At 27.0% G+C, this 24,497-nt stretch carries 37 protein-coding genes and 2 pseudogenes; 36 read left to right on the forward strand and 3 right to left on the reverse strand.

Going from position 1 to position 24,497, the window contains the following annotated elements; translation table 11 throughout:
• Window positions 1-148: 148 nt before the first annotated feature.
• Window positions 149-1,270 carry a site-specific integrase gene (locus tag ON24_RS07595; RefSeq protein ID WP_040682512.1) on the forward strand — a complete coding sequence of 374 codons (1,122 nt, stop codon included), beginning with the start codon at window positions 149-151 and terminating at the stop codon, window positions 1,268-1,270.
• A 13-nt stretch (window positions 1,271-1,283) separates the two neighbouring features.
• Here ON24_RS07595 and ON24_RS07600 read toward each other — a convergent pair whose 3' ends face one another.
• Window positions 1,284-1,664, reverse strand: coding sequence for a hypothetical protein (locus tag ON24_RS07600; protein ID WP_040682513.1), 381 nt, complete (start codon window positions 1,662-1,664; stop codon window positions 1,284-1,286).
• Between the two features lie 556 nt (window positions 1,665-2,220).
• Here ON24_RS07600 and ON24_RS09470 point away from each other — a divergent pair.
• The 7 genes and pseudogenes from ON24_RS09470 (at window position 2,221) to ON24_RS09015 (ending at window position 8,839) form a co-directional block, all read left to right on the forward strand.
• Window positions 2,221-2,996, forward strand: a pseudogene (locus ON24_RS09470) (TIGR04255 family protein).
• The gene (locus ON24_RS07615; RefSeq protein WP_040682516.1) at window positions 2,989-3,420 is read left to right on the forward strand and encodes a hypothetical protein; all 432 of its coding nucleotides are present in this window, start codon (window positions 2,989-2,991) and stop codon (window positions 3,418-3,420) included. The pseudogene ON24_RS09470 and the gene ON24_RS07615 overlap by 8 nt, the downstream one beginning before the upstream one ends.
• Window positions 3,421-3,426: 6 nt before the next feature.
• Window positions 3,427-3,786 (forward strand): hypothetical protein, encoded by a 360-nt coding sequence (locus tag ON24_RS09010; protein ID WP_050553603.1) that lies wholly within the window; start codon window positions 3,427-3,429, stop codon window positions 3,784-3,786.
• A 178-nt stretch (window positions 3,787-3,964) separates the two neighbouring features.
• Window positions 3,965-5,515, forward strand: coding sequence for a DUF4041 domain-containing protein (locus tag ON24_RS07625; protein ID WP_050553604.1), 1,551 nt, complete (start codon window positions 3,965-3,967; stop codon window positions 5,513-5,515).
• Between the two features lie 358 nt (window positions 5,516-5,873).
• A complete protein-coding gene (locus ON24_RS07630) occupies window positions 5,874-7,070 on the forward strand; it encodes an ATP-binding protein (RefSeq protein WP_040682517.1) in 1,197 nt (398 codons plus the stop codon).
• 332 nt (window positions 7,071-7,402) lie between these two features.
• A complete protein-coding gene (rhuM, locus tag ON24_RS07635; RefSeq protein ID WP_040682518.1) occupies window positions 7,403-8,446 on the forward strand; it encodes a virulence RhuM family protein in 1,044 nt (347 codons plus the stop codon).
• A gap of 18 nt (window positions 8,447-8,464) precedes the next feature.
• The gene (locus tag ON24_RS09015) at window positions 8,465-8,839 is read left to right on the forward strand and encodes a hypothetical protein (RefSeq protein WP_050553605.1); all 375 of its coding nucleotides are present in this window, start codon (window positions 8,465-8,467) and stop codon (window positions 8,837-8,839) included.
• A 313-nt stretch (window positions 8,840-9,152) separates the two neighbouring features.
• Here the strand turns inward: ON24_RS09015 and ON24_RS07645 are convergent, their stop codons facing one another.
• Window positions 9,153-9,332, reverse strand: a complete 180-nt coding sequence (locus ON24_RS07645; protein WP_040682519.1) for an AbrB/MazE/SpoVT family DNA-binding domain-containing protein — start codon at window positions 9,330-9,332, stop codon at window positions 9,153-9,155.
• Window positions 9,333-9,513: 181 nt separating this feature from the next.
• On the opposite strand from ON24_RS07645, the gene ON24_RS09350 reads away from it, so the two are divergent.
• From ON24_RS09350 to ON24_RS07660, 6 genes are read left to right on the forward strand one after another with little or no spacing between them, the layout of a single operon-like run.
• Window positions 9,514-9,663 carry a hypothetical protein gene (locus tag ON24_RS09350; RefSeq protein ID WP_160162418.1) on the forward strand — a complete coding sequence of 50 codons (150 nt, stop codon included), beginning with the start codon at window positions 9,514-9,516 and terminating at the stop codon, window positions 9,661-9,663.
• A complete protein-coding gene (locus ON24_RS07650) occupies window positions 9,660-9,869 on the forward strand; it encodes a hypothetical protein (protein ID WP_040682520.1) in 210 nt (69 codons plus the stop codon). Before ON24_RS09350 ends, ON24_RS07650 begins: the two co-directional genes overlap by 4 nt.
• On the forward strand, window positions 9,866-10,012 hold the full coding sequence (locus tag ON24_RS09355) for a hypothetical protein (RefSeq protein ID WP_160162419.1): 147 nt from the start codon (window positions 9,866-9,868) through the stop codon (window positions 10,010-10,012). Before ON24_RS07650 ends, ON24_RS09355 begins: the two co-directional genes overlap by 4 nt.
• Entirely contained in the window at window positions 10,009-10,143 is a 135-nt protein-coding gene (locus ON24_RS09500; RefSeq protein ID WP_268869985.1) for a hypothetical protein, read from the forward strand. Before ON24_RS09355 ends, ON24_RS09500 begins: the two co-directional genes overlap by 4 nt.
• Window positions 10,144-10,467, forward strand: a complete 324-nt coding sequence (locus ON24_RS07655; RefSeq protein ID WP_040682521.1) for a hypothetical protein — start codon at window positions 10,144-10,146, stop codon at window positions 10,465-10,467.
• A gap of 17 nt (window positions 10,468-10,484) precedes the next feature.
• Window positions 10,485-11,069, forward strand: coding sequence for an AAA family ATPase (locus tag ON24_RS07660; RefSeq protein WP_040682522.1), 585 nt, complete (start codon window positions 10,485-10,487; stop codon window positions 11,067-11,069).
• On the opposite strand, the gene ON24_RS09360 is transcribed toward ON24_RS07660, so the two are convergent.
• Window positions 11,064-11,201 carry a hypothetical protein gene (locus ON24_RS09360; RefSeq protein WP_160162420.1) on the reverse strand — a complete coding sequence of 46 codons (138 nt, stop codon included), beginning with the start codon at window positions 11,199-11,201 and terminating at the stop codon, window positions 11,064-11,066. The genes ON24_RS07660 and ON24_RS09360 overlap by 6 nt on opposite strands.
• Between ON24_RS09360 and ON24_RS09570 the strand changes: the two are divergent.
• The 22 genes and pseudogenes from ON24_RS09570 to ON24_RS07755 all read left to right on the forward strand — a co-directional run.
• Window positions 11,191-11,268: pseudogene (locus ON24_RS09570) on the forward strand (hypothetical protein); the annotation flags it as partial. The gene ON24_RS09360 and the pseudogene ON24_RS09570 overlap by 11 nt on opposite strands.
• A gap of 114 nt (window positions 11,269-11,382) precedes the next feature.
• Window positions 11,383-11,691, forward strand: coding sequence for a hypothetical protein (locus ON24_RS07670; protein ID WP_040682524.1), 309 nt, complete (start codon window positions 11,383-11,385; stop codon window positions 11,689-11,691).
• Window positions 11,669-12,121, forward strand: coding sequence for a hypothetical protein (locus ON24_RS07675; RefSeq protein WP_040682525.1), 453 nt, complete (start codon window positions 11,669-11,671; stop codon window positions 12,119-12,121). The genes ON24_RS07670 and ON24_RS07675 overlap by 23 nt, the downstream gene beginning before the upstream one ends.
• 345 nt (window positions 12,122-12,466) lie before the next feature.
• Window positions 12,467-12,778 (forward strand): hypothetical protein, encoded by a 312-nt coding sequence (locus ON24_RS07680; protein ID WP_040682526.1) that lies wholly within the window; start codon window positions 12,467-12,469, stop codon window positions 12,776-12,778.
• Window positions 12,779-13,065: 287 nt separating this feature from the next.
• Window positions 13,066-13,329 carry a hypothetical protein gene (locus tag ON24_RS07690; protein WP_040682528.1) on the forward strand — a complete coding sequence of 88 codons (264 nt, stop codon included), beginning with the start codon at window positions 13,066-13,068 and terminating at the stop codon, window positions 13,327-13,329.
• 26 nt (window positions 13,330-13,355) lie between these two features.
• Complete coding sequence (locus ON24_RS07695; protein ID WP_040682529.1) at window positions 13,356-13,562, forward strand: hypothetical protein; 207 nt, start codon at window positions 13,356-13,358, stop codon at window positions 13,560-13,562.
• A 46-nt stretch (window positions 13,563-13,608) separates the two neighbouring features.
• On the forward strand, window positions 13,609-13,743 hold the full coding sequence (locus ON24_RS09505; RefSeq protein ID WP_268869986.1) for a hypothetical protein: 135 nt from the start codon (window positions 13,609-13,611) through the stop codon (window positions 13,741-13,743).
• Window positions 13,744-13,758: 15 nt separating this feature from the next.
• Complete coding sequence (locus tag ON24_RS07700; protein WP_040682530.1) at window positions 13,759-13,989, forward strand: 4Fe-4S dicluster domain-containing protein; 231 nt, start codon at window positions 13,759-13,761, stop codon at window positions 13,987-13,989.
• A 43-nt stretch (window positions 13,990-14,032) separates the two neighbouring features.
• On the forward strand, window positions 14,033-14,170 hold the full coding sequence (locus ON24_RS09370; protein ID WP_160162422.1) for a hypothetical protein: 138 nt from the start codon (window positions 14,033-14,035) through the stop codon (window positions 14,168-14,170).
• A gap of 1 nt (window position 14,171) precedes the next feature.
• The gene (locus ON24_RS09375; RefSeq protein WP_160162423.1) at window positions 14,172-14,348 is read left to right on the forward strand and encodes a hypothetical protein; all 177 of its coding nucleotides are present in this window, start codon (window positions 14,172-14,174) and stop codon (window positions 14,346-14,348) included.
• A 96-nt stretch (window positions 14,349-14,444) separates the two neighbouring features.
• Window positions 14,445-14,675 (forward strand): hypothetical protein, encoded by a 231-nt coding sequence (locus ON24_RS07705; RefSeq protein WP_236254932.1) that lies wholly within the window; start codon window positions 14,445-14,447, stop codon window positions 14,673-14,675.
• 79 nt (window positions 14,676-14,754) lie between these two features.
• Window positions 14,755-15,000 carry a hypothetical protein gene (locus tag ON24_RS07710; protein ID WP_040682532.1) on the forward strand — a complete coding sequence of 82 codons (246 nt, stop codon included), beginning with the start codon at window positions 14,755-14,757 and terminating at the stop codon, window positions 14,998-15,000.
• A gap of 1,017 nt (window positions 15,001-16,017) precedes the next feature.
• Entirely contained in the window at window positions 16,018-16,167 is a 150-nt protein-coding gene (locus tag ON24_RS09240) for a TFIIB-type zinc ribbon-containing protein (protein WP_081585259.1), read from the forward strand.
• A gap of 434 nt (window positions 16,168-16,601) precedes the next feature.
• A complete protein-coding gene (locus tag ON24_RS07715) occupies window positions 16,602-16,805 on the forward strand; it encodes a hypothetical protein (protein WP_040682533.1) in 204 nt (67 codons plus the stop codon).
• A gap of 6 nt (window positions 16,806-16,811) precedes the next feature.
• Window positions 16,812-17,093, forward strand: coding sequence for a hypothetical protein (locus ON24_RS07720; RefSeq protein ID WP_040682534.1), 282 nt, complete (start codon window positions 16,812-16,814; stop codon window positions 17,091-17,093).
• Window positions 17,094-17,355: 262 nt separating this feature from the next.
• Window positions 17,356-17,970: a hypothetical protein gene (locus tag ON24_RS07725; RefSeq protein ID WP_040682535.1), complete on the forward strand. Its 615-nt coding sequence runs from the start codon at window positions 17,356-17,358 to the stop codon at window positions 17,968-17,970.
• Window positions 17,945-19,309, forward strand: a complete 1,365-nt coding sequence (locus ON24_RS07730; protein ID WP_040682536.1) for a phage terminase large subunit family protein — start codon at window positions 17,945-17,947, stop codon at window positions 19,307-19,309. Before ON24_RS07725 ends, ON24_RS07730 begins: the two co-directional genes overlap by 26 nt.
• 41 nt (window positions 19,310-19,350) lie before the next feature.
• Window positions 19,351-20,673 carry a phage portal protein gene (locus ON24_RS07735; RefSeq protein WP_040682537.1) on the forward strand — a complete coding sequence of 441 codons (1,323 nt, stop codon included), beginning with the start codon at window positions 19,351-19,353 and terminating at the stop codon, window positions 20,671-20,673.
• Between the two features lie 7 nt (window positions 20,674-20,680).
• Window positions 20,681-22,276 carry a phage minor head protein gene (locus tag ON24_RS07740; RefSeq protein ID WP_040682538.1) on the forward strand — a complete coding sequence of 532 codons (1,596 nt, stop codon included), beginning with the start codon at window positions 20,681-20,683 and terminating at the stop codon, window positions 22,274-22,276.
• Between the two features lie 2 nt (window positions 22,277-22,278).
• Complete coding sequence (locus ON24_RS07745; protein ID WP_040682539.1) at window positions 22,279-22,476, forward strand: hypothetical protein; 198 nt, start codon at window positions 22,279-22,281, stop codon at window positions 22,474-22,476.
• Window positions 22,477-22,907: 431 nt separating this feature from the next.
• The gene (locus ON24_RS07750; RefSeq protein WP_040682540.1) at window positions 22,908-23,903 is read left to right on the forward strand and encodes an HK97 family phage prohead protease; all 996 of its coding nucleotides are present in this window, start codon (window positions 22,908-22,910) and stop codon (window positions 23,901-23,903) included.
• 57 nt (window positions 23,904-23,960) lie between these two features.
• Window positions 23,961-24,497 (forward strand): phage major capsid protein (locus ON24_RS07755; protein ID WP_040682541.1); only part of this gene is annotated, 537 nt, incomplete at its 3' end.

The following is a 24,497-nucleotide window of genomic DNA, read 5'->3' on the forward strand; positions in this document are numbered from 1 at the left end:
AAAGACATTAAAAACCTGTTCTAGTTCCGTACATTTCAATATAAAAAAACAATTACTTTTCATATACTCTATGAATTTAATTTTATAATTTATACTATAAAATAGTAATAGTTTATAAAAAAAATGTTAAAGGGGACAGTTAAAGAAAATGAAATGTGAGGAAAACAAAGAAGTCATAGATGAGATAATCCAAATGAAAAATTTAAGATCAAACACAATAAAAAATTATAATACTTCCATTGATTCCTATACAGATTTTTTAAATAAAAACATAAAAGAATTAATACAAGAAGCTATTGATGAGGAAGAATCAAACATCAGTTGGAGAAATAGAAAACTAAGAAAATATCTAATTAAATACAAAGAATACCTAAACAGCAAATATAGAAAAGGAACAGCAAAAAAATATTACACCACCGTCTGTGCAACATACAGGGCATATGAAGTAGAAATAAACCAAATACCAGTCAGATTAAACGATAATTTCGAAGTCATCAGTTATGACGACATCCCAACACAGAAAGAACTACAGAAAGCATTAGATTACATGCCAATAAGAATGAAAGCATTAACACTACTCATCATAAGCTCAGGATTAACCATAGTCGATGTATTAAACCTTACTTTAAAAGACTTTCTCAATGCAACATCCGATTACCACTCAAAGCATACAAAAGTAACAGAGCAAATCCAAGAATTGTGGGACTATGAAAAAGATATTATTGGTACATGGAAACTCAAAAGACAAAAAACAAACAAATATTTCTATACATTCACAACACCAGAAGCAAACTCAGCTATTCTAAAATACTTGAAAACAATAGAAATAGACGATGAAATGAAACTATTCCATATGAGCAAAACAACAGTATACACTACCTATAAAAACATAAATAATGACCTAGAACTGGGTTCAGCAGGACCAGGATACCGTAGACTAAGACCACACATGCTAAGAAAATACCATGCAAGCCACCTTAAAGATGCAATTGGTATGGATTATGTGGATGAACTTCAAGGAAGAGGAAAATCAGAAATAAGAGAATCATACTTCTACGAAAACCCAACAAAACTACGACAAATATACATAGAAAACATGCAACATGTAACAATACACGATGAAAACTATAAAAACAAAACATTAACTGAGGAAAACAATATGCTCCGTGACAAATCAGAATACCTCGAAAAAGAAAACCATGAAATTAAAGAGAATATCCGTAAAGAAGCACAAAAAGCAGTAGAAGAAATACTAAAACAGATAGAATAAAAAAAATAAGATATTAAGGGAAGTAATGGAATGCCTCAACATTCCTATCCACCACTTCATTATCGATTACATGTTGAAATAATACAAGTATAGTATCATTAGTTTCAAGTATCTTTTTTGCAGTAGTATATGCGAATGCTTCAGAATCATTATTCCATTCTGTCCCCTTAGATACACTTTTTAATCTACTCCAAGACACATATTCAGTTTCAGTAGTTTCTGCATTGGCATTATAATTATTTAATGTGAATGCAGTAGGCTCACGGTGATTTTCAACATCCTCAAGGTATCCAGGTATCAATTGTTTTAAATATTCTTCATAGGTGTATTCACCTTTGGCTATTTTTAACTCTTCTGCAAAAGGTTTACTTAATTGTATTGCAGTATTTTTCATTTTATCCTCCATTTTAATATAGGATAAAAAAAATTGTTTTTTTATCCTATTATTTGTAGTATTGTTAGTATTATAATTATTAAATTTATGATTATTGTTATAATACTTGTTTTTTTATCTTGTTTGTTATTATTGTATAAGTTTATGCTTTGTAATGTAAGTATTATACATAATAATATTATTAATATTAAATAATAGTTCATATTATCTTTTTACCTCCTTTATTTTTTATTCTATTTTTTTTAGATATTTATATATAATAGTGAAAACAAAATTAAAAATAAGAAAGGGATTTTAATCCCTCTTATTTTTTTCCTGGATTACAATTTCAATTAACATTAAGATTATTGTAATCCATTGATATACATTTTCACTAATTTTTTCACCTCCTTTTTACTTCCTATACTATAGTATGTATTAACTAATATATAAATATTTTGTTTTTTCTTAAGAATAATTTTTTATATTTATTAACTAAAATTATAATAAATATAAAAAATATAGATAATAATAAAATTATTTAATACTTAAAAATATAATAAAGGAGAAAAATTTCATGAAAAAGGGAGTAAAATATAGATATCCTTATTTAACTGATGTCATTTTTCGAATAAAATTTTCAAATATTCTTCAATTATCAGGTAATAATAAAGAAGCTGCAGAATCATTTCGGAAAAAAATATTTAAAAGTTATCCTAATGTTACAATTAAAAAGAGTCATGAATTTAACATAGGAATAGATATTAACTCAGGCAATCCTACTGAAATTACACAAGAAGGTAATTTAATATGGGTATTCACTAATAAAGAAAAAATAAGCAAGTTGAATTAACAGCAACAAGTTTAATTCTTCATTACAAAAATAATGCTTATACACATTTCAGATATTTTTTAGAGGATATTATTATATTATTAACTGCTTTAAAAGATTACTCCCCAATAGATTTAAAATTTTTAGATTTAAGATACATCAATCAGATTTCCGGTAAGTCTATTAAAGAACTCGAAAAATGTATAAACTCCAATTATTTTAGTAAAAATATAAATAGGTTAAATAATAATCAGAAATTTGTTCAAACATTAACTAAATTTTCAATCGTTGAGGATGGATATCTTTTGGATTTACAGTATGGTTTATTTAATCCTGCATATCCTAATCCTGAATTTGATAAAGATTTCATATTAGATTTCACATGTGTAAGTAATAATTTTAACACCATTAATGAAATTCCTGATGAATTAAAACTGATGAATAATTTAATATGGAAAAAATTTAAGGATGCAATTACTGAAAAATTAGAAAATGAAATGGAGGAGGAAACAAATGATTGAATTATTAAAAAATAATAAAAATAATCTTTTTAAAAATAATTATAATCCTTTTAAAAATATATTTAACGATTATAAAGCAGACAACTCCTCAAATTATCCTACAATTATAAAAACATTAAAACCATATAAGTTACTAAATGAAAATGAAATAAAAGATTTTATTTTAAAAAATTTAGATATTATACAATTAATTAATGAAGTAACAGAATTACTTAAAAAATATTATCCTTATTATAATTATTGTATGGAATTTAATATTGATTCTGAAATTGAAGAATTTAATCAAATAGTAATCTATGTTCAAGTTCCTAATGATTTATTTAATGAAGAATGGGGTAAATTAAAAAGTATTAATAAAAAAATAAGAAATTTAAAATTATATAATGATGATATTAAACAATTTTTATCTATAGATTTATGGTGAATATTAATGGCAACTTTTGATTGGAATAAATTTTATGATGTAGGAAATCATTTAAAAGAATATTCTGATAATGAAGAATATCAAAGGTCGGCTATTGGTCGTTATTATTATGCTTGTTTTAATTTAAGTAAAAATTATTTTGAAGAAAAATATTATCCTCTTGGACATAATAATGTTCATATAACATTAATTAAATGTTTAAAAAATTCTAACAGTGAATATGAGTCTGAATTATCTGATTGTCTGAATAAACTAAGAAGATATAGAAATAATGCAGATTATGATTCTAAATTTCATGAAAATAATATTATCAAAACTGAAAATACTGTTAATGAAATTTTTAATATCTTTAAAAAATTAGAATAAGACTAATTTTATCATACTACTTTCTTATATTTTTTTTGAATTATTTCTGTTTTTAAATTTTTATTTTTATATTTTTACTAATTTTTTTTAACTGCAGATTTCATTTAAAAAATTATTAATATTATTCCCTAATAAATTATATAATATAAAAAAAATAATATGAAGGAGTAAATAGAGTATGAATATAAAAGAAAATAAAGGATTAATATTAATAATAATTGGAATAATCTTATCATGCACTATATATGGAATGGTTATTGGGATTCCATTAATAATTTTAGGAACATATTTTCTTTATAATAAGTCTAAAAAAAGGGAAGAATTTCTTGACAATCGTTTAAACACTAAACGAGAAGAAATAAGAAATATCAATAAAAAACTTGAAAAATTAGAGAAAGATAAAGAAAAAGAAATTGATGAAAAATTAAAAGATAAACGTGAAGAATTAGATAACATTGATGAAAAATTAGATCAATTAGAAAAAGAAAGAATAAATGAAGTAGATAATCAGATAAAAGATAAGATTGATAAATTAAATAATTTAAATGAAAAATATGATAAATTAGATAAACAGAAACAAATGGCTCTTGATTATAAATTAGAAGATAAACAGAAAGAATATAATGAATTAACTATTAAAATCAAGAGTTTAAAAAAAGAAATAGTTAATGATGAAGATGAAATAGAAATGCAATCTTATGGTTTATATAAACCACATTATAATTTTGTAAATGCGGTATCATATAAGGAAAGATTAGATGCTATTCGTAAAGAACAAAAACAGATGATTAAAGATAAAACTGCTGCAATATGTGTGAAAGAATGGACAATTGATGGGGATAAAAATAAAGGGAAATCATTCACTAATTCAAATATTAAGCAAATACTTCGTTCTTTCAATCTTGAATCTGAGATTATTATAAATAAAGTTAAACATTCCAATATTGAACAATCTGAGAAAAGATTAAGGAAGTCATTTGGTCAACTTAATAAATTGAATGATAAAGTAAATGTTAAAATCACAACACATTATCTTAATCTTAAAATGGATGAATTACATTTAGCTTATGAATATGAAGTTAAAAAACAAGAAGAAAAAGAACTACTTCGTGAGGCTCGTGAAAGAGAAAGGGAAGAGAAAAAGATTCAAAAAGAATTACAGAAAGAAAAAAATAAATTTAATAAAGAAAATGATAAATTAAATAAAGAGATTGAAGAAATAAAAAAACAGATGACTAATTCTGCAGAGGAAGAAAAATCAAAATTACAAGCAGAGATTGAAAAATTAAAACAAGCATTAAATAAGAATAATGAAGAAATTGAAAAAATTAATGAGTGGAAAGAAAAACCAGGAGCGGGATATGTATATATAATATCAAATATTGGATCATTTGGTAAAGGAGTATTTAAGATAGGTGTTACTCGTAGAGATAATCCTGAGGATCGTATTAGAGAATTATCATCTGCATCAGTTCCTTTTCGTTATGATACTCATGTTTTTATTTTCAGTAAAGATGCATATGAATTAGAATCAGAATTACATAAACGCTTTGAAAAGCAAAGAGTAAATAAAGTTAATAAACGTAAAGAGTTCTTCCGCATAAGTATGGATGATGTTAAACAGATTGTTGAAGAAAATAAAGGTGCCGTCCATAGTTTTGTAGAAAAACCGGATGCAGAAGAATATTATGATACTCTTAAAATTGAAAAAAGAATGGGTTTAACATAAATTAAGAATATTTGCAGAAAAGAATTTTAGGTAAATTTATTTTTTTTGTTTATCTAATAATTTCTGTACTTTAATTTTTCTATTTTTAAACTTCAAAACTTGTTTATTTTCATGATCAAAATACATGTCATCATCAATAAATATTTTATATAGATAAAAAAAATTTGTATATGTTAAATTTTTTTATTTTTACTTTTTTGTTTTAGATTTTTACTTTGAACAGTATTTTAATATTTTCTGTATCTGTATTCACCTTTAATTATTTTTTTGTTTTTTTAAGAATATTTTTTTGGATCTATATCAATAAAAATTTATAAATAATAACAAGAACAAAATTAAAATAAATGGGGATAATAAAATGGTTAAATTTGAATTTGATATTGATAGAGAAAGTCCTTTCCAACCAGGAAAACCAGTTACTCCTGACAATTTTAAAGGAAGACATAGTAGTATTAAAAAAATATTGCGATATGTTAATAAAGCTAAAAAAGGAGATACACAGCATTTCTTTTTAACTGGTGAAAGGGGAATGGGAAAAACATCATTAGCAGAATTTGTAAAAACTTATGTTGAAACAGAACTTAATATGATTGGAATATATATTTCTAATAAAGGAAACAATTCATTAAATTCATTAATCATTAATATATTTGAAGGTTTAATAAATAAAATTCCTCGAAAATCTTTAAAAGATAAAATAAAAAATTTATTTGGAGAAATTGAAAGTATTGAAATCAAAGGTACAAAAGTTACATTTAAACCTAATGAAAAAATTATTAAAGACTTAAGAAAAAATTTCGCATATAAATTAAGAGATATTCTCAATGATTTACCTGAAAATGAGGGAATATTTTTAATTATTGATGATATTAATGGATTATCAGAATCAAATGAATTTGTTGATTGGTATAAAAATTTTGTAGACAGTATAGAAGTTAATCAATTTAATTTACCATTATATGTATTATTTGCAGGATACCCTGAAAAATTTGATAATTTAGTTAGGATAGAACCTTCCTTTGGTAGAATTTTTAATCATGAAAAAATCCAAAGTTTAAATGATAATGATGTTAAAGATTTTTTCATTGATTCTTTTGATAGTGTAAATATGAAATTAGAAGAAGAAGCTTTAAATACAATAACTTATTTTGTAATGGGTTTGCCATTAATGATGCAACAAATAGGGGATTCTGTATTTTGGGATGCTGAAGATAATTTAATTAATGAAGATATAGCATATCTTGGAGTAATTGATGCATCTAAGGAAATAGGAAATAAACAAATTAGACCTATTTTAAATCAAATAAAAAGTGAATATTATGAAAATATTTTATTAAAATTAGGTAATTATAAGAAATTTTCTTTTAAAAAATCTGAAATTAATGAATATTTAAATGAAAAAGAAAAAAATGTTTTCACTGATTTTTTATCACGTATGCAAGAGTTAGGTATTTTAAATTCAATAGGTCCTAAAAATAGTGGAAAATATGAATTTTCAAATTTATTATATTATATTTATTTTGTCATTGTTTCTATTGATAATTTTAAAGGTTAGTGTTCTTGTCTTCTATTTTTATTTCTATTTTTTTTTGAACAGTATTCTAACATTTTCTATATGTTCTTGAACGTGGAAAATTGAATCCTATGTGTTTCATTTTTTCTACTTGAACAATAGCATATTATATTCTTTTTTTATTGAACTTTTTTATTTTATAATCTGCTTTTTCTGAATGCATAGTTAAATATATAAGAGTAGAACAACATATAATTTATACAGGACGAAAAATATTATTTAACTAATTTTTTTTATAGGATTATACTTAAAATAACGTCCAATTTAAAAATATTTTCATATTATAAAATACATTATGGGGGGTAAAATATAAAATGGAAAAACAGCCATTATATGCAAAAAAATTATTATATCAAAGTGAAGACGGTGCAGTTGAAGGAAACTTTATAATTGGTGAAGATACATTATGGGCTAACCGTAAAGTAATCTCAGAGATATTTGGGACAACACAACAAAATATATCAATCCATTTCAGTAATATTATACAGGAAGGAGAACTTATTGAAAATGAAGTAAGTATAAATGAAAATGAATTATTTAAAGATTATACTGAGTTTAGAAAGGATTCCTTTCTAAACTCTAAAAAAGGTGGTAGACCTGAAAAATGGTATAATCTTGATGCAATCATATCAATAGGATACCGTATAAATAGTAAAGAAGCAACACAATTCAGAAAATGGTCAAACAGAATATTAAAGGAGTATATGATAAAAGGATTTGTACTTGACGATGAAAGACTAAAAAATGGAGGTATATTTGGAAAAGATTACTTCGACGAATTACTTGAAAGAATCAAAGAAATAAGAGCAAGTGAAAGAAGATTCTACCAGAAAGTAACAGATTTATTCGCGGAATGCAGTTATGATTATAATTCTAATTCAGAAATAGCTAAAGAATTTTATGCAACAATACAAAATAAACTACATTATGCTGTAACAAATCAAACAGCAGCCGAAATTATTTCAAGCAGAGCTGACCATAACAAAGATAATATGGGATTAACCACTTGGAGTAATGCCCCTTATGGTAAAATCATTAAAAAAGACACTATTATAGCAAAAAACTATTTAAATAAAAATGAATTATCTGAATTAAACAATATTGTTAACATGTATCTAGATTATGCTGAAAACCAAGCAAAAAGACATAAAGCAATGTCGATGAAAGATTGGAGTAAAAAATTAGATGATTTTTTAGAGTTCTATGAATATGAACAACTTAAAGGTAAAGGTGAAATTAGTAGTGAAAAAGCTAAACAAAAAGTCACTAAAGAATATGAATTATACAGAACAATCCAAGATAAAAAATTCAAATCAGATTATGATCATTTAATGGATGAAGTTGAAAATATAAAATAATAGGGAGGGTAAAAGATTATGAATTATAATAAAATATACATGATACTAGCCATCATATGCACAATAACAATAATATGTACATGTGCATTCATAATAAACAATATAAACACACACGAACCAACCACCAACAACACCACAAACAACAATAATAATAGTACACTTAACAATACCATAAACAACACTACAATATCAGAAGATAACCAAGAAAATACTAATAATGGTAATGATGGTAATAGTGAAGATAACAATAACAATAATAATGGAGAATCCAGTGAATCATATGAAGAACAAGGATACCATTATTCACCACAAACAGGAGGATACATTAAATATACTGATAATGGAGCAGTAGATCCCGACGGGAAAGTAGTAATACCAAACTCAATGAGATAAAAAAATAATATAAAAAAAGAAAAAATAAATAATAAAAATAATATAATAATAATATAAAAATATAAAAAGGAGCCCCAAAAAAGAATAAAAAGAAGAATACAATAAAAAAAATGAGTAAAATTTCTAAAAAATAGTTTTAATATATATGTACATCATTAGGTTAATGATTGATTTTAGTGGCAGCTAATAACCAATCACCTAATGATTGGTTACATATGCAAAAAAAGTATATTTACATTGGAATGTGAAAAATATTTTTTTAATAGTAACCATTACTAATTTTGTTTACTATTATATTTATATTTTTATGTAATTATTTATTCAAATCTTTTGAAGCTATTACATAAATTTTATCATTCTTAACCTCAACTGACCATTTCATTGTGTCACCAGGTTTTACTTTTAAAATTTTAACTATTTCTTTTGGCAATCCTACTTTTAATGATTTTGTTTTAGGATTTGCATAATTAATTTTTGAGGTATATTCAAACATTTTCATACTCCCCTTTTTATTTATATTACTATTTATATTTGTATTCAAGTATATAAATAAATAACTATTAAAATATATACCTAAATAGATACTTTTATATATTATATAAAACAATTATAAATTAAGAAGAAAAATTAAGTGGCAGCTTAATTTCTTCAAAAGATAATGGAATGTGAAAAATATGGAGAGAATTTGTAAAGGAGATTCCTCCAGTATAAATGGTTTTATTTGTACTGAGGAGGACCTAAAAAAATTAGTAGACAATGCAATCACAATTGCATTGCAGAAATACGATAGAGAAACTACTTCTACACCTGAGGTGATTATATGATTACAGTCTATGATCACCCAGAATATGATGAACCAGTATTCCTTGATGAAACACCAATCGAGGATTTACTCTTCAACGACCCATCAAGCATATACGAGGAATTATATCCAAGTATACCTGATGAGGAGTTTAACTTCATCCAGATGATTTTTGAAGATCATTTGGATGAGATGATAAGGGAACATGAGGGGGGTGATTCTTTATGAATCACTTCAAAGCATACTGTCTCGGGTTTGAGAGAGGAGTAAGAACAAATACCCTTTACGAATGGGTAGGGGACTCCAGGTTTGAAGAAAGTTTCCGGAAAGGGAACATTGATGGAGTGGATTTTGAAGGTGATTATGAATGATTAAGAACCTCAAAAATCGGTTATGCCTCAGGATTGATGATTTTTTAAGAGAGATTACCTATGAATATAGGAAAGGTTGCAGGGCTGCTGAAAGGCAGCCTGTCCGCCTTTATAAAAAAGAAGGTGATTAGATGGAATCCACTATTGAACGAACAATGAAGATAATGGAATCAAGCAAAACCATCTTGACACAAACTAAATCAAGATGCAGTCAGGACCCGGCAGTCTACAGATGCCTTGATGAGGAAGGAACATTGCAAGGAAAATGTAACGTATTTCGTCTTAAGATTCCACAGATACTTGAAATAAATAGAAGAATACAATCAGGAGAATCAACAAGACAAATAGCTGAAGACTATCCTATAAGCCAAGCAAGTTTGATTGAGACCATGAAGAAATATTATTCCGGTCTCTTTGAACCAGCTATTGCTCAATATTGCCGACTACAAAAATAAGTAGGGGGGGTTAAACCATGTTAGAATTCAAAAAAAGGAATGCTGAAAACACATTAAAAAAAGTGCTTATATATGGGTATGACGGGAGTGGTAAATCCACTTTCGCCGAGAAATATTGCAGGCAAAATGGATTGAATCCCGTCTGCATTGACGTGGATGACACCAACTTCACTACTGTTCCTTTAATCACATTAGAGGATTGTAATAATTCAATACGTGTAACAAAGAAAGTAGTTGAAATCATATGTGAAGTTGCAGCAAAAAACAATGATTATGATACTATAATCATTGATGGAATTAGCAGTTTATTTGAATTGTTGGTTGGTCAGGGAAAAGGATTATCCAAATATTCCGAGAGAGCCTCTAATGGTGCAAAGATCTTCCGTAAACTCCAGCAATCAGGATTGAATATTATCTTCATCGGGCAGGCAGACATGAAGGTAATAATTAACGAGGACAATGCGAAACCGAACAAGTTAATCATGAAAGTAAACAGCATGGTTAATGAGAAGTATCTATGCACATGCATAGACGGGAAATATGATGTTGAGACTGAAAAATGCAGAACAATAAAGGAGGGTGATGTGGATGGATCACTATAACCCTCCATCCCGTCTTTTTAAACGGGCGAACAAGCTTGTGAAGGATGCGGTTGTAACTTTCATATCCGAGGATACTGTTGAGGTAGAATTCCCTTCAACAGACCCGACAGGACCTAATGTTGTGCATTGCAATGAGAACGGTTTATGGTTCTGCACATGCCAAAATTACCACTACAGCAAAAAGCCAGGTTATGGTGAGTATATGTGCAAACATATGCTAGCAGCAATAATCTTCTTGTCCAAAATGGATTTTCAGAATCCAAGCAAGGATGGGGACATACAATTAACATTCTAAAAAAAAGTGGGGGTTTTTATGGTGATTGAGGATAATCTTTTAAGGGTTGTTAAAAGTAGTAGAATTCCTGTTAGTGATGCAGTTAAAATAGCTCAGACAATTATTTCAGAGAAAATTAAATGTAAAAAATTGGAGCAAGAGATCTTAAAAATTAATGAGGAATGTATTGAGTATAATTCTGAAAAAGCTGATTTGAACATTAAGAAAATGGAATTATTATTAGAACTCAATGAAACTAACATTAATTGGTTAGAATTGAAAATTAACAAGTTAGAAAAAGAGATTTTAGAAGAGGGGTCTTTAAATGAAAATGCCAAAGAATTTTAGGACTACTGCACGTATTACTGGTGAAGATAAACAGTTCTTGAAGGATCATAATATTACTTCTAGTGATGCAATTGCGAAGTACTGTGAAATTATGAGAAATCATGATGAAAGACTTCTTGCAGAAAAAAGATTACTTGAACTTGAGCAAACTCAACTTGATTCCAGGGCTTATGAAATTAACAACAGATTAAATGAGATCAATGAAGTATGGAAGTTACGGAATAAATCTAAACAAGAAACTTTAGAGGATGATTTAATTAGTAGAATGGCTTCTGTACTTGTTAATAATGGTTATTGTATTAATAATCAGAATGAAGCTATTTTTAATAAGCCTAATGTTCAAGATTGTATGTTTAAATATTCTAATCAATCAAATTTGGATTATGATACTTTTAAAGAAAGGGTTATTGATTATGTCATACATCAATGACTGACATTTCTGAGAGTATATATTTAGCCATGTCAGACATTCTACCGGCAAATGTCAGACATTGGTTAATATGGATATTTTATTATGACTGACATTAATGTCTGACAATACTACTACTACTACTACTACTACTACTACTACTACTACTACTACTACTACTACTACTACTACTACTACTACTACTAAACTAAAACTAAAAAACTAAAAAACAATTGTTAAATTTTAATTAAAAATTTAGAGGATTGAAAATTATAGAAATGAGCTTTATTGAATGATTGTTTTGGTTGGTTAGAAATCCATAAGGATTTTTGATTATTTTATAATAAGTGAAAGAAGACGGTACAAATGGATGTTGAAAAAATTGAACATGAGTTACAGAAAATACGGGACAATAAAATACAAAATATTGTTGAGGTTTTAACTGCTGCTGTATATGATGAAAGATATTATGATGTTTTTCTAGATCTGCAGAACTTCAGTATTATTTATAGGGAAGTTGAACCGGATGAGCAAGTTGAATTATATGGGGATAAGTTTAAATTGTTAAGTTTTAATCCAGACAGTTTTAATCGTTTGGGTGGTGAATCAGAAGTTCGCCGTGAGATTGGAGCGTATGTTAAAAAAGAGCTACTTAATGATTTAAATAAAGTAAAGTGATTGGGTATGTATGTTAATCAGGATGGTATTAAATATAAGGAAAACAGGACTGTCTGCACAGATTGTAAATACAATTGTAAACTTGGAGGGAGTAGTTATTGTATTAAAAAACATCATTTTTTAACAGTAAATACTTCTCCACAGAAATTTTGTAATGAGTTTAATAAAAGAAGATTAATCCGACATCGGGTGATTGTAATATGATAATTAAAGCAATGTTAGAAACGTTTAGTATTGCAATAATATTTTCAGTACTATTGTTTGCTGCTATCCAGAGGTGAATACTTATGGTTGAGGCGAGGCAAGTTACAGGTGAAGAACTCTATGAAAGCATTAATAAATATATTCAGTCTGGAAGATACCAGGCAATAATTATTACCACGGAACATAGTCGTAGAATTATTCACTTAAAGAGATGCAATATAATCAGTAAAGTTGAGTTCGGTGGTGAAATTTTAACATTTATCCGGTATATTGGTGATGAGATGATAGATCGTCTAGAGTTAAATGTTAATGTTATCAAAACTGTTGATGGAATATTATTCCCATAAAAAAATGTTAAAAGGGGTTAATTTAAATGGCTACAATTTATGAACAAATTATAGATAACTTGAAAAAAATTAAAGAAACCAATGAGGAAATAATTAATTTATACATTCAGATGTCTTATATGGGTTTCGCGGATAGGATAAAGTTAGTTGACACGATTTCACTTAAAAAAGAGAAAGTAGAGAATTATGAGAGGGAAATTATTGAGTTACTTGAAGATGCTGGGTTTAAATGAATGTTGAATAAAGGTTTTAAAGGCATGATTGAGGAGGTGTGGAAGTTTGATTTTAACAAATTATGACGTGGCAATCATTAAGAAAGTTTATAATGAAATGAGGCGGCACAATTCTGAATCTGATGATTATAATGAAGCATTAAAAGATTTGGAATTACTTATTGGAAGAATAAAGCAGTAGGGTTGGTAGAATTTTATGACTAAGATAATATACTACAATCAGAGTTTATGTAGGGAAGACTGCAATGAATGTGTTTCTGTCTGTGAGGGCAAATGCCTTGATAAGAATGAGGAATATAATTTCCTCATTCTCACAGATCCATCAAAATGCACGTGGTGTGAATCATGTTATATGGTTTGTGAGGCAGGTGCATTGAATCTGCAGTTTATTGATGATAACCGTGATATTGTTAAAATGAATGATTAAATTATGGATGATAAAATATTTAAAGGAATAGAAGGTTATATGTATGAATCTTTTAAATCAGGAAATTCAAGCTATTGAATTTGAAGAATTAGATGATTATGATACAGTTAAGTATTATGAGGATAAATTAGGTGAATTAGAGGTTGAGTTGAAGAAGAGACTAGATAAAGTTTTAGATTAACATGTCTAATGAACTAAAAGCTATTAAGGCTGTAATTTCCTTTTACACTTTAAAGGTGGAGGAATTGCAGGATAGGAAAAAATCTGAGGATTTAAATGATAATCAATTATATATGGTTAATCATTTAATCGGATTTTATGAGAATAAGATTGATGAATTATATTCAAAAATACTTTGATGACTTATGATATCTACTGTGCAATTAACATTAGAGGAAGATGTTCACTACAATGCGAAATGCAGTTATTGTGGTAAGCCTTTTGATAAAAGTAAATTGCCGAATCGTGTGATGTATTGTAGTGATGAGTGTCGTCGTAATGCTCTTCGTGAGCAGAAGGCTGCATATCAGCGTAGGAGGAGGAAGCTTATCCGTGATGGTGTTTTGATTGTTCGTGATACTGAGAAGCCTCCTTTGGGTACTGGGTTTCTTAGTAAGCATCGTCATCAGGATTTTGGTAGGGAGTATCGTGCTATTGAAAATGAGAAAAAAAGATTAAAATTATAAGAAAAACATTTAAATTAAAATTGAAATAATAATAAATATATAAATTTTTTTTTATATAAAACTTTAAGAGGTTAATATAATGAAGAAAATAAGTAATATTATGTTCGATAATATGGGGGAAAATCACACATTCCCAAATGGATGGTTTCTTATAATTGATTATGCGGAGACTAATGACTTTGGGGATTGGAGTCAGATTTCCGGTAAAATTAGAAGAACACAATTATTTGATGAAAATAATAATCTGATCACAGAACTTATTGAAAAAAACCCTTATTTCCATCAACGTGAATATGAGAAAATAAAAGAAAGGCTTAAAATTTAATTTTTTATTTTTTTTTTATTTTTCCACCTTTATATATTGGAGATGAAGAAAAATGTTTGTGTAAAATTTAAGGTTTTATAAGTTTTATTTTTTTACATAAATTTGAATTTTTTTTTATCTTTGGTTCACAATCTTTAAATTGGATAAGTACATATGTGGGATTAAAAATAGGGTGATTAAAACCTAAAAAAAGGGGTATATAATATTTTTTTTATATCTTTTTTTTATTTAAAAAAATAATAAACATTAAATCGTTTTATATCATTTATTTTTCAAATTTCTCCTTAAGAGTTATAAAATATATATAAAGTTGCTTGGCATTATCTATGTTGATGTGTTTTTAACTGTTCCTTTAACCATATAAACATGTAATAATATCTTTTTTTTAGGTTTACATTGTAATCCTTTTTTTTACTTATCCACTATTTTTTTTTAATAATTCTATCTTTTTTTTAATAGCTATTTTTTTTTATAGTCTAATATTCCACTTTTATATATTGAAGGGAAAAACACAATGGTTTTAAAAGATTAAATCATTTTTTTTATATTGTATAATTTTTTCTTGGGACCTTTTCTTATAAACAAGAAAAACAATGAAAACAATATTTTTAAAAATTCTATAATAATTTATATTGAAAATAAAAATTTGTAATTAATATTTTTTTTTTGAACATAAAATTTTATAAAATTTAATTTTGAATCTATAGTATATTATTTTTATGCACAAAAAATAAATTAAAGAATAAAAAGACTTAAATAAATCCCGTTAACTCAAAATGCAGAGAATGTAATGGTAGTTAACATGTTTATAAGAGATAAGGGACATTTTTTATTCTTTTTTTATTTATACAATAAAAAAAAGATTAAACCTAATCTTTTTTCAATCATTTATGCTCCTTTCCCCTTCCCTATTAAAAAGGGAGAACAATCCTTTTAACATCGTCTGCTAATCTATTTAAGTATATGAACATTATTTTTTTTATATAAGGGTGAATTTTTATTTTTAATAGTAGTAAAATGCAACAGACAGATTTATTTGAAGAATGTCCTGAATGTCATAGTGGACATATTCTTTATGATCATAACCATGATGAAATATTCTGTTATGATTGTGGTTTAGTATTATTAAGAAATTATTCATTTTACATACTCCTTGAAGATATATGATATGCCCCTATTTTTCCACTTATATATATTGAAGAAGATAAAAAAAAGGGGTCTAAAAAAAAGATATATATTTTTTCTCCTAAAGTAGATTAAAAATAATTTCTCTTATTTTTCTTGCTTTTTTTTATTTTATTTGTGTCCTTTTATCAAAATAATAGGAAGAAAAAAAATATTTTTTTAACAATATAATTTTTTTTCTTTTATTTTTTTATATAGTAACCCCCTAAAAAAAGATTATATTTTTTCCTCTTTTTTATCTTCTTTCAAAAATACAACAAAATTTTCTCCTTAAAAAAATGATTTAATAATGGGGGATCTCCTCATTACATTTTTTATCGTTCACTTTTTTTTAATATTCACTTTTTTCTTTTCATAAAAAAAATTCTAAGATTCACTAATTATAAATAAAATAAATAGGTAGGAGGTGAATATTCATGGATTTCAATCAAGCAACAATTTCTAGTTATGTTGGATTAATCCTTATGCCCGTACTAGGATATTTCGCTGTAAGTGAAACCACATCATCTGCTGTCGTGGGTGTTGTTTCTGCAGTAATATTCCTTTTAATACAAGTATGGAATGAGAAAAATAATAGTAACATACTTACCAATAACGATAATGATACAACAATGGAATGATAATATATGGATAAAAAGAAACCTCAAACATATTATCCTAATCATCATGATTATTGTCATCAAGAACAAAGAATCACAAGGATTGAAGAAAGACAAAATGATGACCGTAATTTACTAAAAGAATTAAAAGAAAGCATCAATCAATTATCAAAGAAAATAACTGAACTAAATGTATCATTATCACAGAACGAAGGCAGAAACAAAGAACAAGACTTCATAAAAGGATATATAATATCATTTATAATAAGTATAGCTATTATACTAATCACACATTTATTCAGATTATAAAAAAAATGTAGATTAATTAAAGTCCTTTAAATTTTTTTCCCTCTTTTTTTTATTTTTCCACATTTATATATTGAATTACTTTATGTTAAGAGTAGTTTAGATTTTTATTTCCACTACTAGAATGTGGTTATTATTTTTATGGTGGTGCAACTCCATCACTTGACATTTTAAAAACTTTTTTGGAAACTTACCAATGGAAAGTTTTACCATTTACATTTTCCAGTGTTTACCAATAGGAAAGTTTATTATCGGGATAGGTATTATGGTACGAAAAAATAAAATTGAGGCATCACCTCATTTTAATGAAATAGTTAATTTATTATTATCTGGTTTTAGTGGAAGATATGTTTCTGATTATCTGGATGATCATTATGATGAGAGCATATCCCATGTTAGTTTGAACAAATATAAAAAGAATAATCTTAATGTTAAAGCTGGTGTCCGTAAAAAGATAATGGAAAGAGAAAAGCAGAAGAAGATAAAAGAAAAACAAGAACAATCTGCCAAATTAACTAAATCACAAAGAGATAAAGTAACTAGTGAAATAGCAGAACAAGAAATCAATAAACAAGAAAGCTATAATGACGTTGTTGATTTTAATGTTAAAAATTTTGACAAAATACAAAATCTTGTAGAATTATCTGATAAAATAGATCTCTCAGATGCATTGGAAACATATAAAAATTCTAAAGATTTTGATCCTGAAAAATATATTGAATTAATCATTAAAATTAAAAAACTTGGATTGGATGCTAATAAACAGATTATGGATATGTTCGATGATAATGAGTTGAATGTTAATGTTCATAATCTTAGTGATTTGTTTGATGAAGATGAAATGAGGGGTATAATTGAAGATAGAGAAAAACATAGTTAATGATCTTTATCTTTTTTATAACTGGTGTGTAGCAAGTCATTATACAAATAATGTATATGCAAAACACATTGACAAATTAGCTACTGAATTAACAAAAATGCGTCTTGGAGAATATAAGAAACTTTGTGTTAGTATGCCTCCAAGATTCTCAAAATCCTCAATGATAACATTAGCATATCCATTATGGTTAATTTTCCAGAACCCACGACTCAACATTTTTATTATCAATGGAGAATCAAGTCTTAGTGAAAGATTCGGTATACAATTAAGAGAATATATCCGTGAGTTTGGACCTTATTTTAATGTTTATCTCTCAGATGTAAAACACTCAAGCACTTATCTTATGTTTGAAAACAAGAATGGAAAATTATATCAGGGCAGTATAAGACTTGTTGGAGCAGGTGGAAGTATAACTGGTCAAAATGCGGATTACTTAATCATTGATGACCCCTATAAAGGTTTTGAGGATATTACACCAACACTTTTAAAAAAGAAAATTGACTGGTTTAAAACTATGATTATTCAGAGACTTGAACCTGAATCTCGATTAATTATTCTTCACACTAGGTGGAATAGTCTTGATCTCCAGGGTTACCTGAAATCTAATTTTAGTGATGATTATAAATTTCTTAGTTTCCCTGCAATACTTCCTAATGGTGAATCATTATGGAGTGAAAGATATCCTATAAATATCCTTGAGAAAAAACGTGAAGAAATGGGTGATAGGTTATTTGAAGCTATTTACCAACAAAATCCTTTAGATGATACTACTGATTTTTTTGTTTTTGATAATGTAAAATTTCAGCATATTAATGATTCTGATGTTTTCATGTATGTTCGAGCATGGGATATTGCAGAAGGAACTGCAACTGCAAATGATTATACTGTTGGTGCAAAAGTCGGAATTCTTGAAGACAAAAAAACTATTGTAATTAAAGACATTGTCCGAGGAAAATTTGGTTCACATAACAAAGAAAAAATTGTAAGTACTGCTCATTTAGATGGTAAAGGAACTTATATTGTTATTGAAACTGGTGCAGGTGCTGCAGCTAATCTTTTATATAATGAATGGATGCGCCACCTTCAAAATTATATTGTTCAACAAGTGAATCCAGTGAAAAGTAAAGTAGATCGTGCAACTCCACTACAAAATGCTTTCCTTGATGGATATGTAATCATTGATCTTGATGATAATATGAAATCTGATTTTATAAGGGAATTTAGGAGTTTCCCTGAAGGGGTTCATGATGATATTGTTGATGCAATATCTCATGCCTACAATTTTTTAATGAATAAATTTAGGGAATCCGAACCTACTCTTGAATTATTACAATTATAAAAATTTTTTTTAACTAATAAAATAATGGTTTGATGTTTTTTATGTTTGATAATATGAGGAATACAATAAAGAAAGGATTAAATAAACTTCCTGGAATAAGAAATCCTTCAAAAAATAGTCTTTTCGATAAATTTATGCAAGATTATGAATGGGCATTCCAAGAAACAAATAAAGATTTTGGGGAAGTAGAAGCTTATTATAGTGCATTAAATAACCCATATGTTGCACGATGTAATCAAGTTTTTTGTGACGAATCTCTTGCTAATGGCTGGAATATTAATACTCTCGACGATACTCCACGTAATCCATATACTTATCATTATGTGTATAATTTATTCCAAAATCCACAAGGATTATCAAATAATTATACATTTAGTATGTTGAATAATCAGATATGGACCAGTCTTAATATCACTGGAGACACTTTTATTGAAGTAAATCTTGATGAAACCTTTGATAACATCCCTATTGGATTTAAATACATACCTACTGAGATGATTGGTTATTATAGAGATACTGATCAATGGGGTCTTCGTGATACTGGATACAGATATGAAAATGATGAAATAATACATATTTTTAATCCACGTATTAGTAAAAGAAACTGCCTCTGGGGTACTAGTATTATTGATGCTGTTGGAGCGAGCATCGCAGTTGAATTTCTTGGAATGAAACATAATAATGATTTATTAAATGATAATGGTCTTGACCCAAAGGGTATTTTAAGTTTTGACAAAGAACTTGATGAACAAAGAGTTATTGGGGAAATTCATAGACTTGAAAAAACTAAAAATAAAAAAGGAACCTTGGCTGTTCAAGGTGCAACATATTCTGCCATGACTAATACAAACAAAGATATGGATTTCATATCACTAATGAACTACTCAAGAGACAGAATCATCACAGCATTCGGAGTACAACCATCCAAGATAGGAGTCCGTGAAACAGCAAGTCTCGGGTCCGGTACAGGTGAGTCTCAGGATAAAGACTTCCAGAAAACACTCAATGGAAAATGTAAACTTATTGAAGACCAATTCAATAAAGTTCTTGGTCGTCATGGTTTCCGTGAATGTTTTGAATATGTTCGTGAAGATTATGAAAATAAAGAGTTACGTGCAAAGATTGAAGATATGCAATTAAAAAATGGTTCTCTTACTATAAACGAGTCTCGTTCAGGTTATGGGTTAGATCCGGTAGAATGGGGTAATAAACCATTCACACAACAAACTTATCCACAAAACAATAATGTTGAAGGCACTATTCAAAAATCAATACAGAAAAATGGCAGTAAATTGTCTCCTGAAGAAAATCAACTTGAAATTTATAAAAATCATTTAGCTTACTATGGATTACTTAAAAGGTGAAAAACACATGGGAATGATTAGCATTGATGAAAATTTCCTTGATTTTTTACTAATGAAAAATCTTAACGACATAAGCCCTGCAGAATTAGAGTTTGAACAAAAAATCAAAGGTACTGTAAATCAACAAATAGATGAAACTATCCAATTATTACAATCTGAAGAGTATCGTCATTCATTGTTTCGTAGTAGTGAAGAAAAGCAGAAATTTTTGGATAGTATAAAAGAAAAAACTGAAGAATTACTTCAAGCAGGATATACTGATGTTAATGTTATTGTTAATGAATTGTATGAAGAGGGAAGAAAACAAGGACTTATAGACATAGATAAATCAACAGATATCATTTGGGGTACTGGAGACCAATATGCATTACAACACCTTTTAACATATGATATGGGTTTAATACAAAAACTCACAGATGACACTCGTAAGGATATTGCTAATGAAATATTTAAAGGAGTATTGAATGGGGAAAGTATACCGAAGATAGCTAAAAGAATAAAAGATATTCCTAATTTTAAACCTTTGGAAGGTACAAAATTAACTGCAAATCAACGTGCAATGTTAATTGCTCGTACTGAAACAATGCGTGCAAAAAATACTGGATTGTTAAACAGTTATAAACAGTATGATGTTGGGTATGTTGATGTAATGCCTGCAATTGATGCATGTGATGCATGTAAAGATTTTGCTAAACTTCATAATCCAATACCTTTAAGTGAGGTTAAGGGTTTTCTTCCTTTACATCCTCGATGTCGTTGTACTTATGCACCAGCAAGTCTTGATGAATTATTAACATTACCAAAAAAAGATTTTAAAAGTGTAGAACCAGTACCTAAAGAATTGTATGAAACAGTTAATTTTGATTATCTTTGGGAAGATGACTCCTCTGAGAATGATATTATTGAAGATTCTAAAATAAATTATTTCAATGAATTAAATAAACTTATTAAAAGAGGGGAAGTTACAATATCTGATGTGAAATTGAATCTTCTAAAAACTAATTATGAGGATTATGTTGATGTTGAAGATTTTACTAAATTTACATTCAAGGATGGTATAAGTATATATAAATCAAAAAATATGGATGAGTCAAAAGTTTTGGATGTTAAGAATTTTTATGATAAATTGCCAACATCCTTAAAATTAACTGATAAAATTATATTAAGTAACCAGAGTCCAATTAAAGAAATTCGGGGGGATGATGGTTATATTGGAGGATTTGTTTCTAACAAGAATACAAATGTGTATTTATTTAAAGGTGATGAATATAATTTTAATGAATATTTAGTGCATGAACTTTCCCATGTCTTAGATCATAATTGTGAGCTTTCAAATTCTAATGAATATGTTTCGGTTTATAAAAAAGATTATAATTACTTAAATAAATTTACACATCTTCCAGAAAAGAAAAAATTTATAAGTGGTTATGCTTATACTTTTTATCAAGAAGCAAAAAAACCGGACAGTATTTTTAATCATAGGATATACTCAGAAGATTTTGCAGAATCCATTAAAGAATATGTTATAAATAGGAAGTTATTTGAAAATAAATTTCCAAATAGATTTGATTATTTTGAAAAATTATTGAATAAAAGGGGATAAATATGTGCATTGTTTATTTTGATGATAATTATGGGGAAGAAATTGTTTTTCCAAATGGTATGAAGTTAACTATAAAATATTCTGATAGTCTTTTTCCCGAATTTGCAGGTGAAGTTAAAAAACATCAAAGTGATTTAATTATATTCACTTTAAGTAAGGATGGGGAAGTTATTACAGAATTAACTGAACCATATGATTAGATATTTGATGGGATTATATGTATAAATTTAATTTTAAAAATTGGGTGAAATATAATTTTTATTATTAAATTTTCTCATTTATCTATTCAGTAATTAATTGATTTTTTATTTTTTTTATATGCTATTTTATTTTTTTGTATTTTTTCTATTTTTCCACTTATATATTTTGAAGAATAAAAAAATAAAAATTAAGTTTTTTACTAAAATTGGATATAATTAAATACTGCGAATATTTGATTATATCTTTAGTAAAAATACTTTTTTTAGATTAATATTTTACATAATTGTACTTTTTTTTATTTTTTATTCTTCCATTTATTCTTTTTTATTCTTTTTTATATAACATTATTTTTTTTAAATAAAAATTCTTTAATGAAACTTATATATTTTAACTAAAAACTTTTTTTTTAATAAAAGGTAAAGGTGAATTTATGTCAAATGGATTCATTGTGTATAGTCCACTTACAACAAAATCTGTAAAAGACTTTACAACTAATACTGAAGAAAATGAGAGAATTCTCCTTGAAGGAATCGCATCCACTACAAATAAAGATTTGTATGGTGAAATTATTTCTCCAGATGCAATGAAAAAAATGGTTGAACAAGCACCTACACTAAATATTCATGGTGATCATAGATATGGTCTTGATCATGTGATAGGTGCAGTGAAAGATGTTTCTGAAAGTGAAGGAAAACTCCATATAAAATTTCTTGTAACCAAAAAATATTCACCACTTATTAAGGACATGTTAGATACTGGTATTCATCTTGGACTTAGTATTGGTGGATTTGTAAAAGATTATGATACCACCACAAAGACAATAAAAAACATTAATTTAAAAGAGATTAGCCTAACAGCATTACCCGCGAATTGGGATACTTTCGGAACTGTTAGAAGTAAAAATCTCGTAAAATCAAATTGTTTTACAGGGGCATGTCATAATATAGTTAAAAATTTAAAGGCGGATAATATGTCTAAAGAAGAAGAAACCAATAATAATATTGATGTTAATGAAAATGAAAATAATGAAAATACAAAATTCATTACACAAGAAGATGCTGAAAAATACTTCAATGAGTTAATGGCTGAAAAAGAACAATCAATCACTGAAACTGTTCTTAGTAACGTTGAATCAAAAATTAATAGTATGGTTAATACTGCTATAGATGAAGCATTAGAACAAGGAAACAAAACTGAATCAGATACCGAATCTGATGATGAAATTGTAAAAAATTTACTTACTGAATTTAATAAAAACATGGATTCTAAACTTCAAGAATTTAATAATAGATTTTTTAAAAATCTTCAAGATAATAGAAATCCAAAAAACCATGTAGATAAAGCTTTACAAAAGGAACCAGAACAAAAAAATGAAAATGAATATTCTACAAAAAGTATAGCTGAAAAAATAGCAAGTATAGATTAAATTTATAATTTTTTTTATTTTAAATATTATTTTTTTAAATAGGAGTAATTGATATTTATGTCTGAAATAACTATCCATGATATTGCAACTAAACTCGAATCACAATCTAACGAATTAAAAGAATTAAGAAAAGCAATGGGTGCTACTACTGATGCACCAACTTCAATGCAAATTGAATATACTAAAGAGATTAAAAGTAAAATCTTTGATCAAGCACCATACTTCAGGTTTTTGGAATCCAAGGGGTGTGTTCAAAGTGCAAGTACTTCTCAAGTTGGTTTTTATAAAGAAAATAATGGGTCTGTAGCACAATTTATTGCTGAGGATGATGACATCCCTGAAGCTACCGCTACTACTTATACTGAAGAAACTGCTAAAATGGCTACTCTTATTCAACCTATTGATATTTCTATGATGGCTGAAATGGGGAATAACGTAGTGGATCTTATTCAAAGAGAGATTGATAAAGGATTTATTAATGTAAAAAATATGGCGGATAGTGCATTGTTGCAGGGTGACGGTACAAATAATAGTTTTAAAGGTTTCACTAGCCAGGTCACAGATAACAAAGTAGACCTTAAAGGTGAAGAAATT

Origin of the sequence: Methanobrevibacter boviskoreani JH1 (assembly GCF_000320505.1) — an archaeon.
Taxonomy (GTDB): Archaea; Methanobacteriota; Methanobacteria; order Methanobacteriales; family Methanobacteriaceae; genus Methanarmilla; species Methanarmilla boviskoreani.

What these genes read in the sequence shown, in the direction of transcription:
- ON24_RS09015 (WP_050553605.1), top strand. Translation starts at nt 8,465, where the DNA reads ATGAATTATAATAAAATATACATGATACTAGCCATCATATGCACAATA.
- ON24_RS07720 (WP_040682534.1), top strand. Translation starts at nt 16,812, where the DNA reads ATGGATAAAAAGAAACCTCAAACATATTATCCTAATCATCATGATTAT.
- ON24_RS07680 (WP_040682526.1), top strand. Translation starts at nt 12,467, where the DNA reads ATGGATGTTGAAAAAATTGAACATGAGTTACAGAAAATACGGGACAAT.
- ON24_RS07600 (WP_040682513.1), bottom strand. Translation starts at nt 1,664, where the DNA reads ATGAAAAATACTGCAATACAATTAAGTAAACCTTTTGCAGAAGAGTTA.
- rhuM (WP_040682518.1), top strand. Translation starts at nt 7,403, where the DNA reads ATGGAAAAACAGCCATTATATGCAAAAAAATTATTATATCAAAGTGAA.
- ON24_RS07725 (WP_040682535.1), top strand. Translation starts at nt 17,356, where the DNA reads ATGGTACGAAAAAATAAAATTGAGGCATCACCTCATTTTAATGAAATA.
- ON24_RS07650 (WP_040682520.1), top strand. Translation starts at nt 9,660, where the DNA reads ATGATTACAGTCTATGATCACCCAGAATATGATGAACCAGTATTCCTT.
- ON24_RS07630 (WP_040682517.1), top strand. Translation starts at nt 5,874, where the DNA reads ATGGTTAAATTTGAATTTGATATTGATAGAGAAAGTCCTTTCCAACCA.
- ON24_RS09355 (WP_160162419.1), top strand. Translation starts at nt 9,866, where the DNA reads ATGAATCACTTCAAAGCATACTGTCTCGGGTTTGAGAGAGGAGTAAGA.
- ON24_RS07695 (WP_040682529.1), top strand. Translation starts at nt 13,356, where the DNA reads ATGGCTACAATTTATGAACAAATTATAGATAACTTGAAAAAAATTAAA.
- ON24_RS07615 (WP_040682516.1), top strand. Translation starts at nt 2,989, where the DNA reads ATGATTGAATTATTAAAAAATAATAAAAATAATCTTTTTAAAAATAAT.
- ON24_RS07660 (WP_040682522.1), top strand. Translation starts at nt 10,485, where the DNA reads ATGTTAGAATTCAAAAAAAGGAATGCTGAAAACACATTAAAAAAAGTG.
- ON24_RS09370 (WP_160162422.1), top strand. Translation starts at nt 14,033, where the DNA reads ATGAATCTTTTAAATCAGGAAATTCAAGCTATTGAATTTGAAGAATTA.
- ON24_RS07690 (WP_040682528.1), top strand. Translation starts at nt 13,066, where the DNA reads ATGGTTGAGGCGAGGCAAGTTACAGGTGAAGAACTCTATGAAAGCATT.
- ON24_RS09350 (WP_160162418.1), top strand. Translation starts at nt 9,514, where the DNA reads ATGGAGAGAATTTGTAAAGGAGATTCCTCCAGTATAAATGGTTTTATT.
- ON24_RS07670 (WP_040682524.1), top strand. Translation starts at nt 11,383, where the DNA reads ATGGTGATTGAGGATAATCTTTTAAGGGTTGTTAAAAGTAGTAGAATT.
- ON24_RS09500 (WP_268869985.1), top strand. Translation starts at nt 10,009, where the DNA reads ATGATTAAGAACCTCAAAAATCGGTTATGCCTCAGGATTGATGATTTT.
- ON24_RS09010 (WP_050553603.1), top strand. Translation starts at nt 3,427, where the DNA reads ATGGCAACTTTTGATTGGAATAAATTTTATGATGTAGGAAATCATTTA.
- ON24_RS07675 (WP_040682525.1), top strand. Translation starts at nt 11,669, where the DNA reads ATGAAAATGCCAAAGAATTTTAGGACTACTGCACGTATTACTGGTGAA.
- ON24_RS07710 (WP_040682532.1), top strand. Translation starts at nt 14,755, where the DNA reads ATGAAGAAAATAAGTAATATTATGTTCGATAATATGGGGGAAAATCAC.
- ON24_RS07625 (WP_050553604.1), top strand. Translation starts at nt 3,965, where the DNA reads ATGAATATAAAAGAAAATAAAGGATTAATATTAATAATAATTGGAATA.
- ON24_RS07655 (WP_040682521.1), top strand. Translation starts at nt 10,144, where the DNA reads ATGGAATCCACTATTGAACGAACAATGAAGATAATGGAATCAAGCAAA.
- ON24_RS09375 (WP_160162423.1), top strand. Translation starts at nt 14,172, where the DNA reads ATGTCTAATGAACTAAAAGCTATTAAGGCTGTAATTTCCTTTTACACT.
- ON24_RS07735 (WP_040682537.1), top strand. Translation starts at nt 19,351, where the DNA reads ATGTTTGATAATATGAGGAATACAATAAAGAAAGGATTAAATAAACTT.
- ON24_RS07645 (WP_040682519.1), bottom strand. Translation starts at nt 9,332, where the DNA reads ATGTTTGAATATACCTCAAAAATTAATTATGCAAATCCTAAAACAAAA.
- ON24_RS07750 (WP_040682540.1), top strand. Translation starts at nt 22,908, where the DNA reads ATGTCAAATGGATTCATTGTGTATAGTCCACTTACAACAAAATCTGTA.
- ON24_RS07740 (WP_040682538.1), top strand. Translation starts at nt 20,681, where the DNA reads ATGGGAATGATTAGCATTGATGAAAATTTCCTTGATTTTTTACTAATG.
- ON24_RS07745 (WP_040682539.1), top strand. Translation starts at nt 22,279, where the DNA reads ATGTGCATTGTTTATTTTGATGATAATTATGGGGAAGAAATTGTTTTT.
- ON24_RS07715 (WP_040682533.1), top strand. Translation starts at nt 16,602, where the DNA reads ATGGATTTCAATCAAGCAACAATTTCTAGTTATGTTGGATTAATCCTT.
- ON24_RS07595 (WP_040682512.1), top strand. Translation starts at nt 149, where the DNA reads ATGAAATGTGAGGAAAACAAAGAAGTCATAGATGAGATAATCCAAATG.
- ON24_RS07700 (WP_040682530.1), top strand. Translation starts at nt 13,759, where the DNA reads ATGACTAAGATAATATACTACAATCAGAGTTTATGTAGGGAAGACTGC.
- ON24_RS09240 (WP_081585259.1), top strand. Translation starts at nt 16,018, where the DNA reads ATGCAACAGACAGATTTATTTGAAGAATGTCCTGAATGTCATAGTGGA.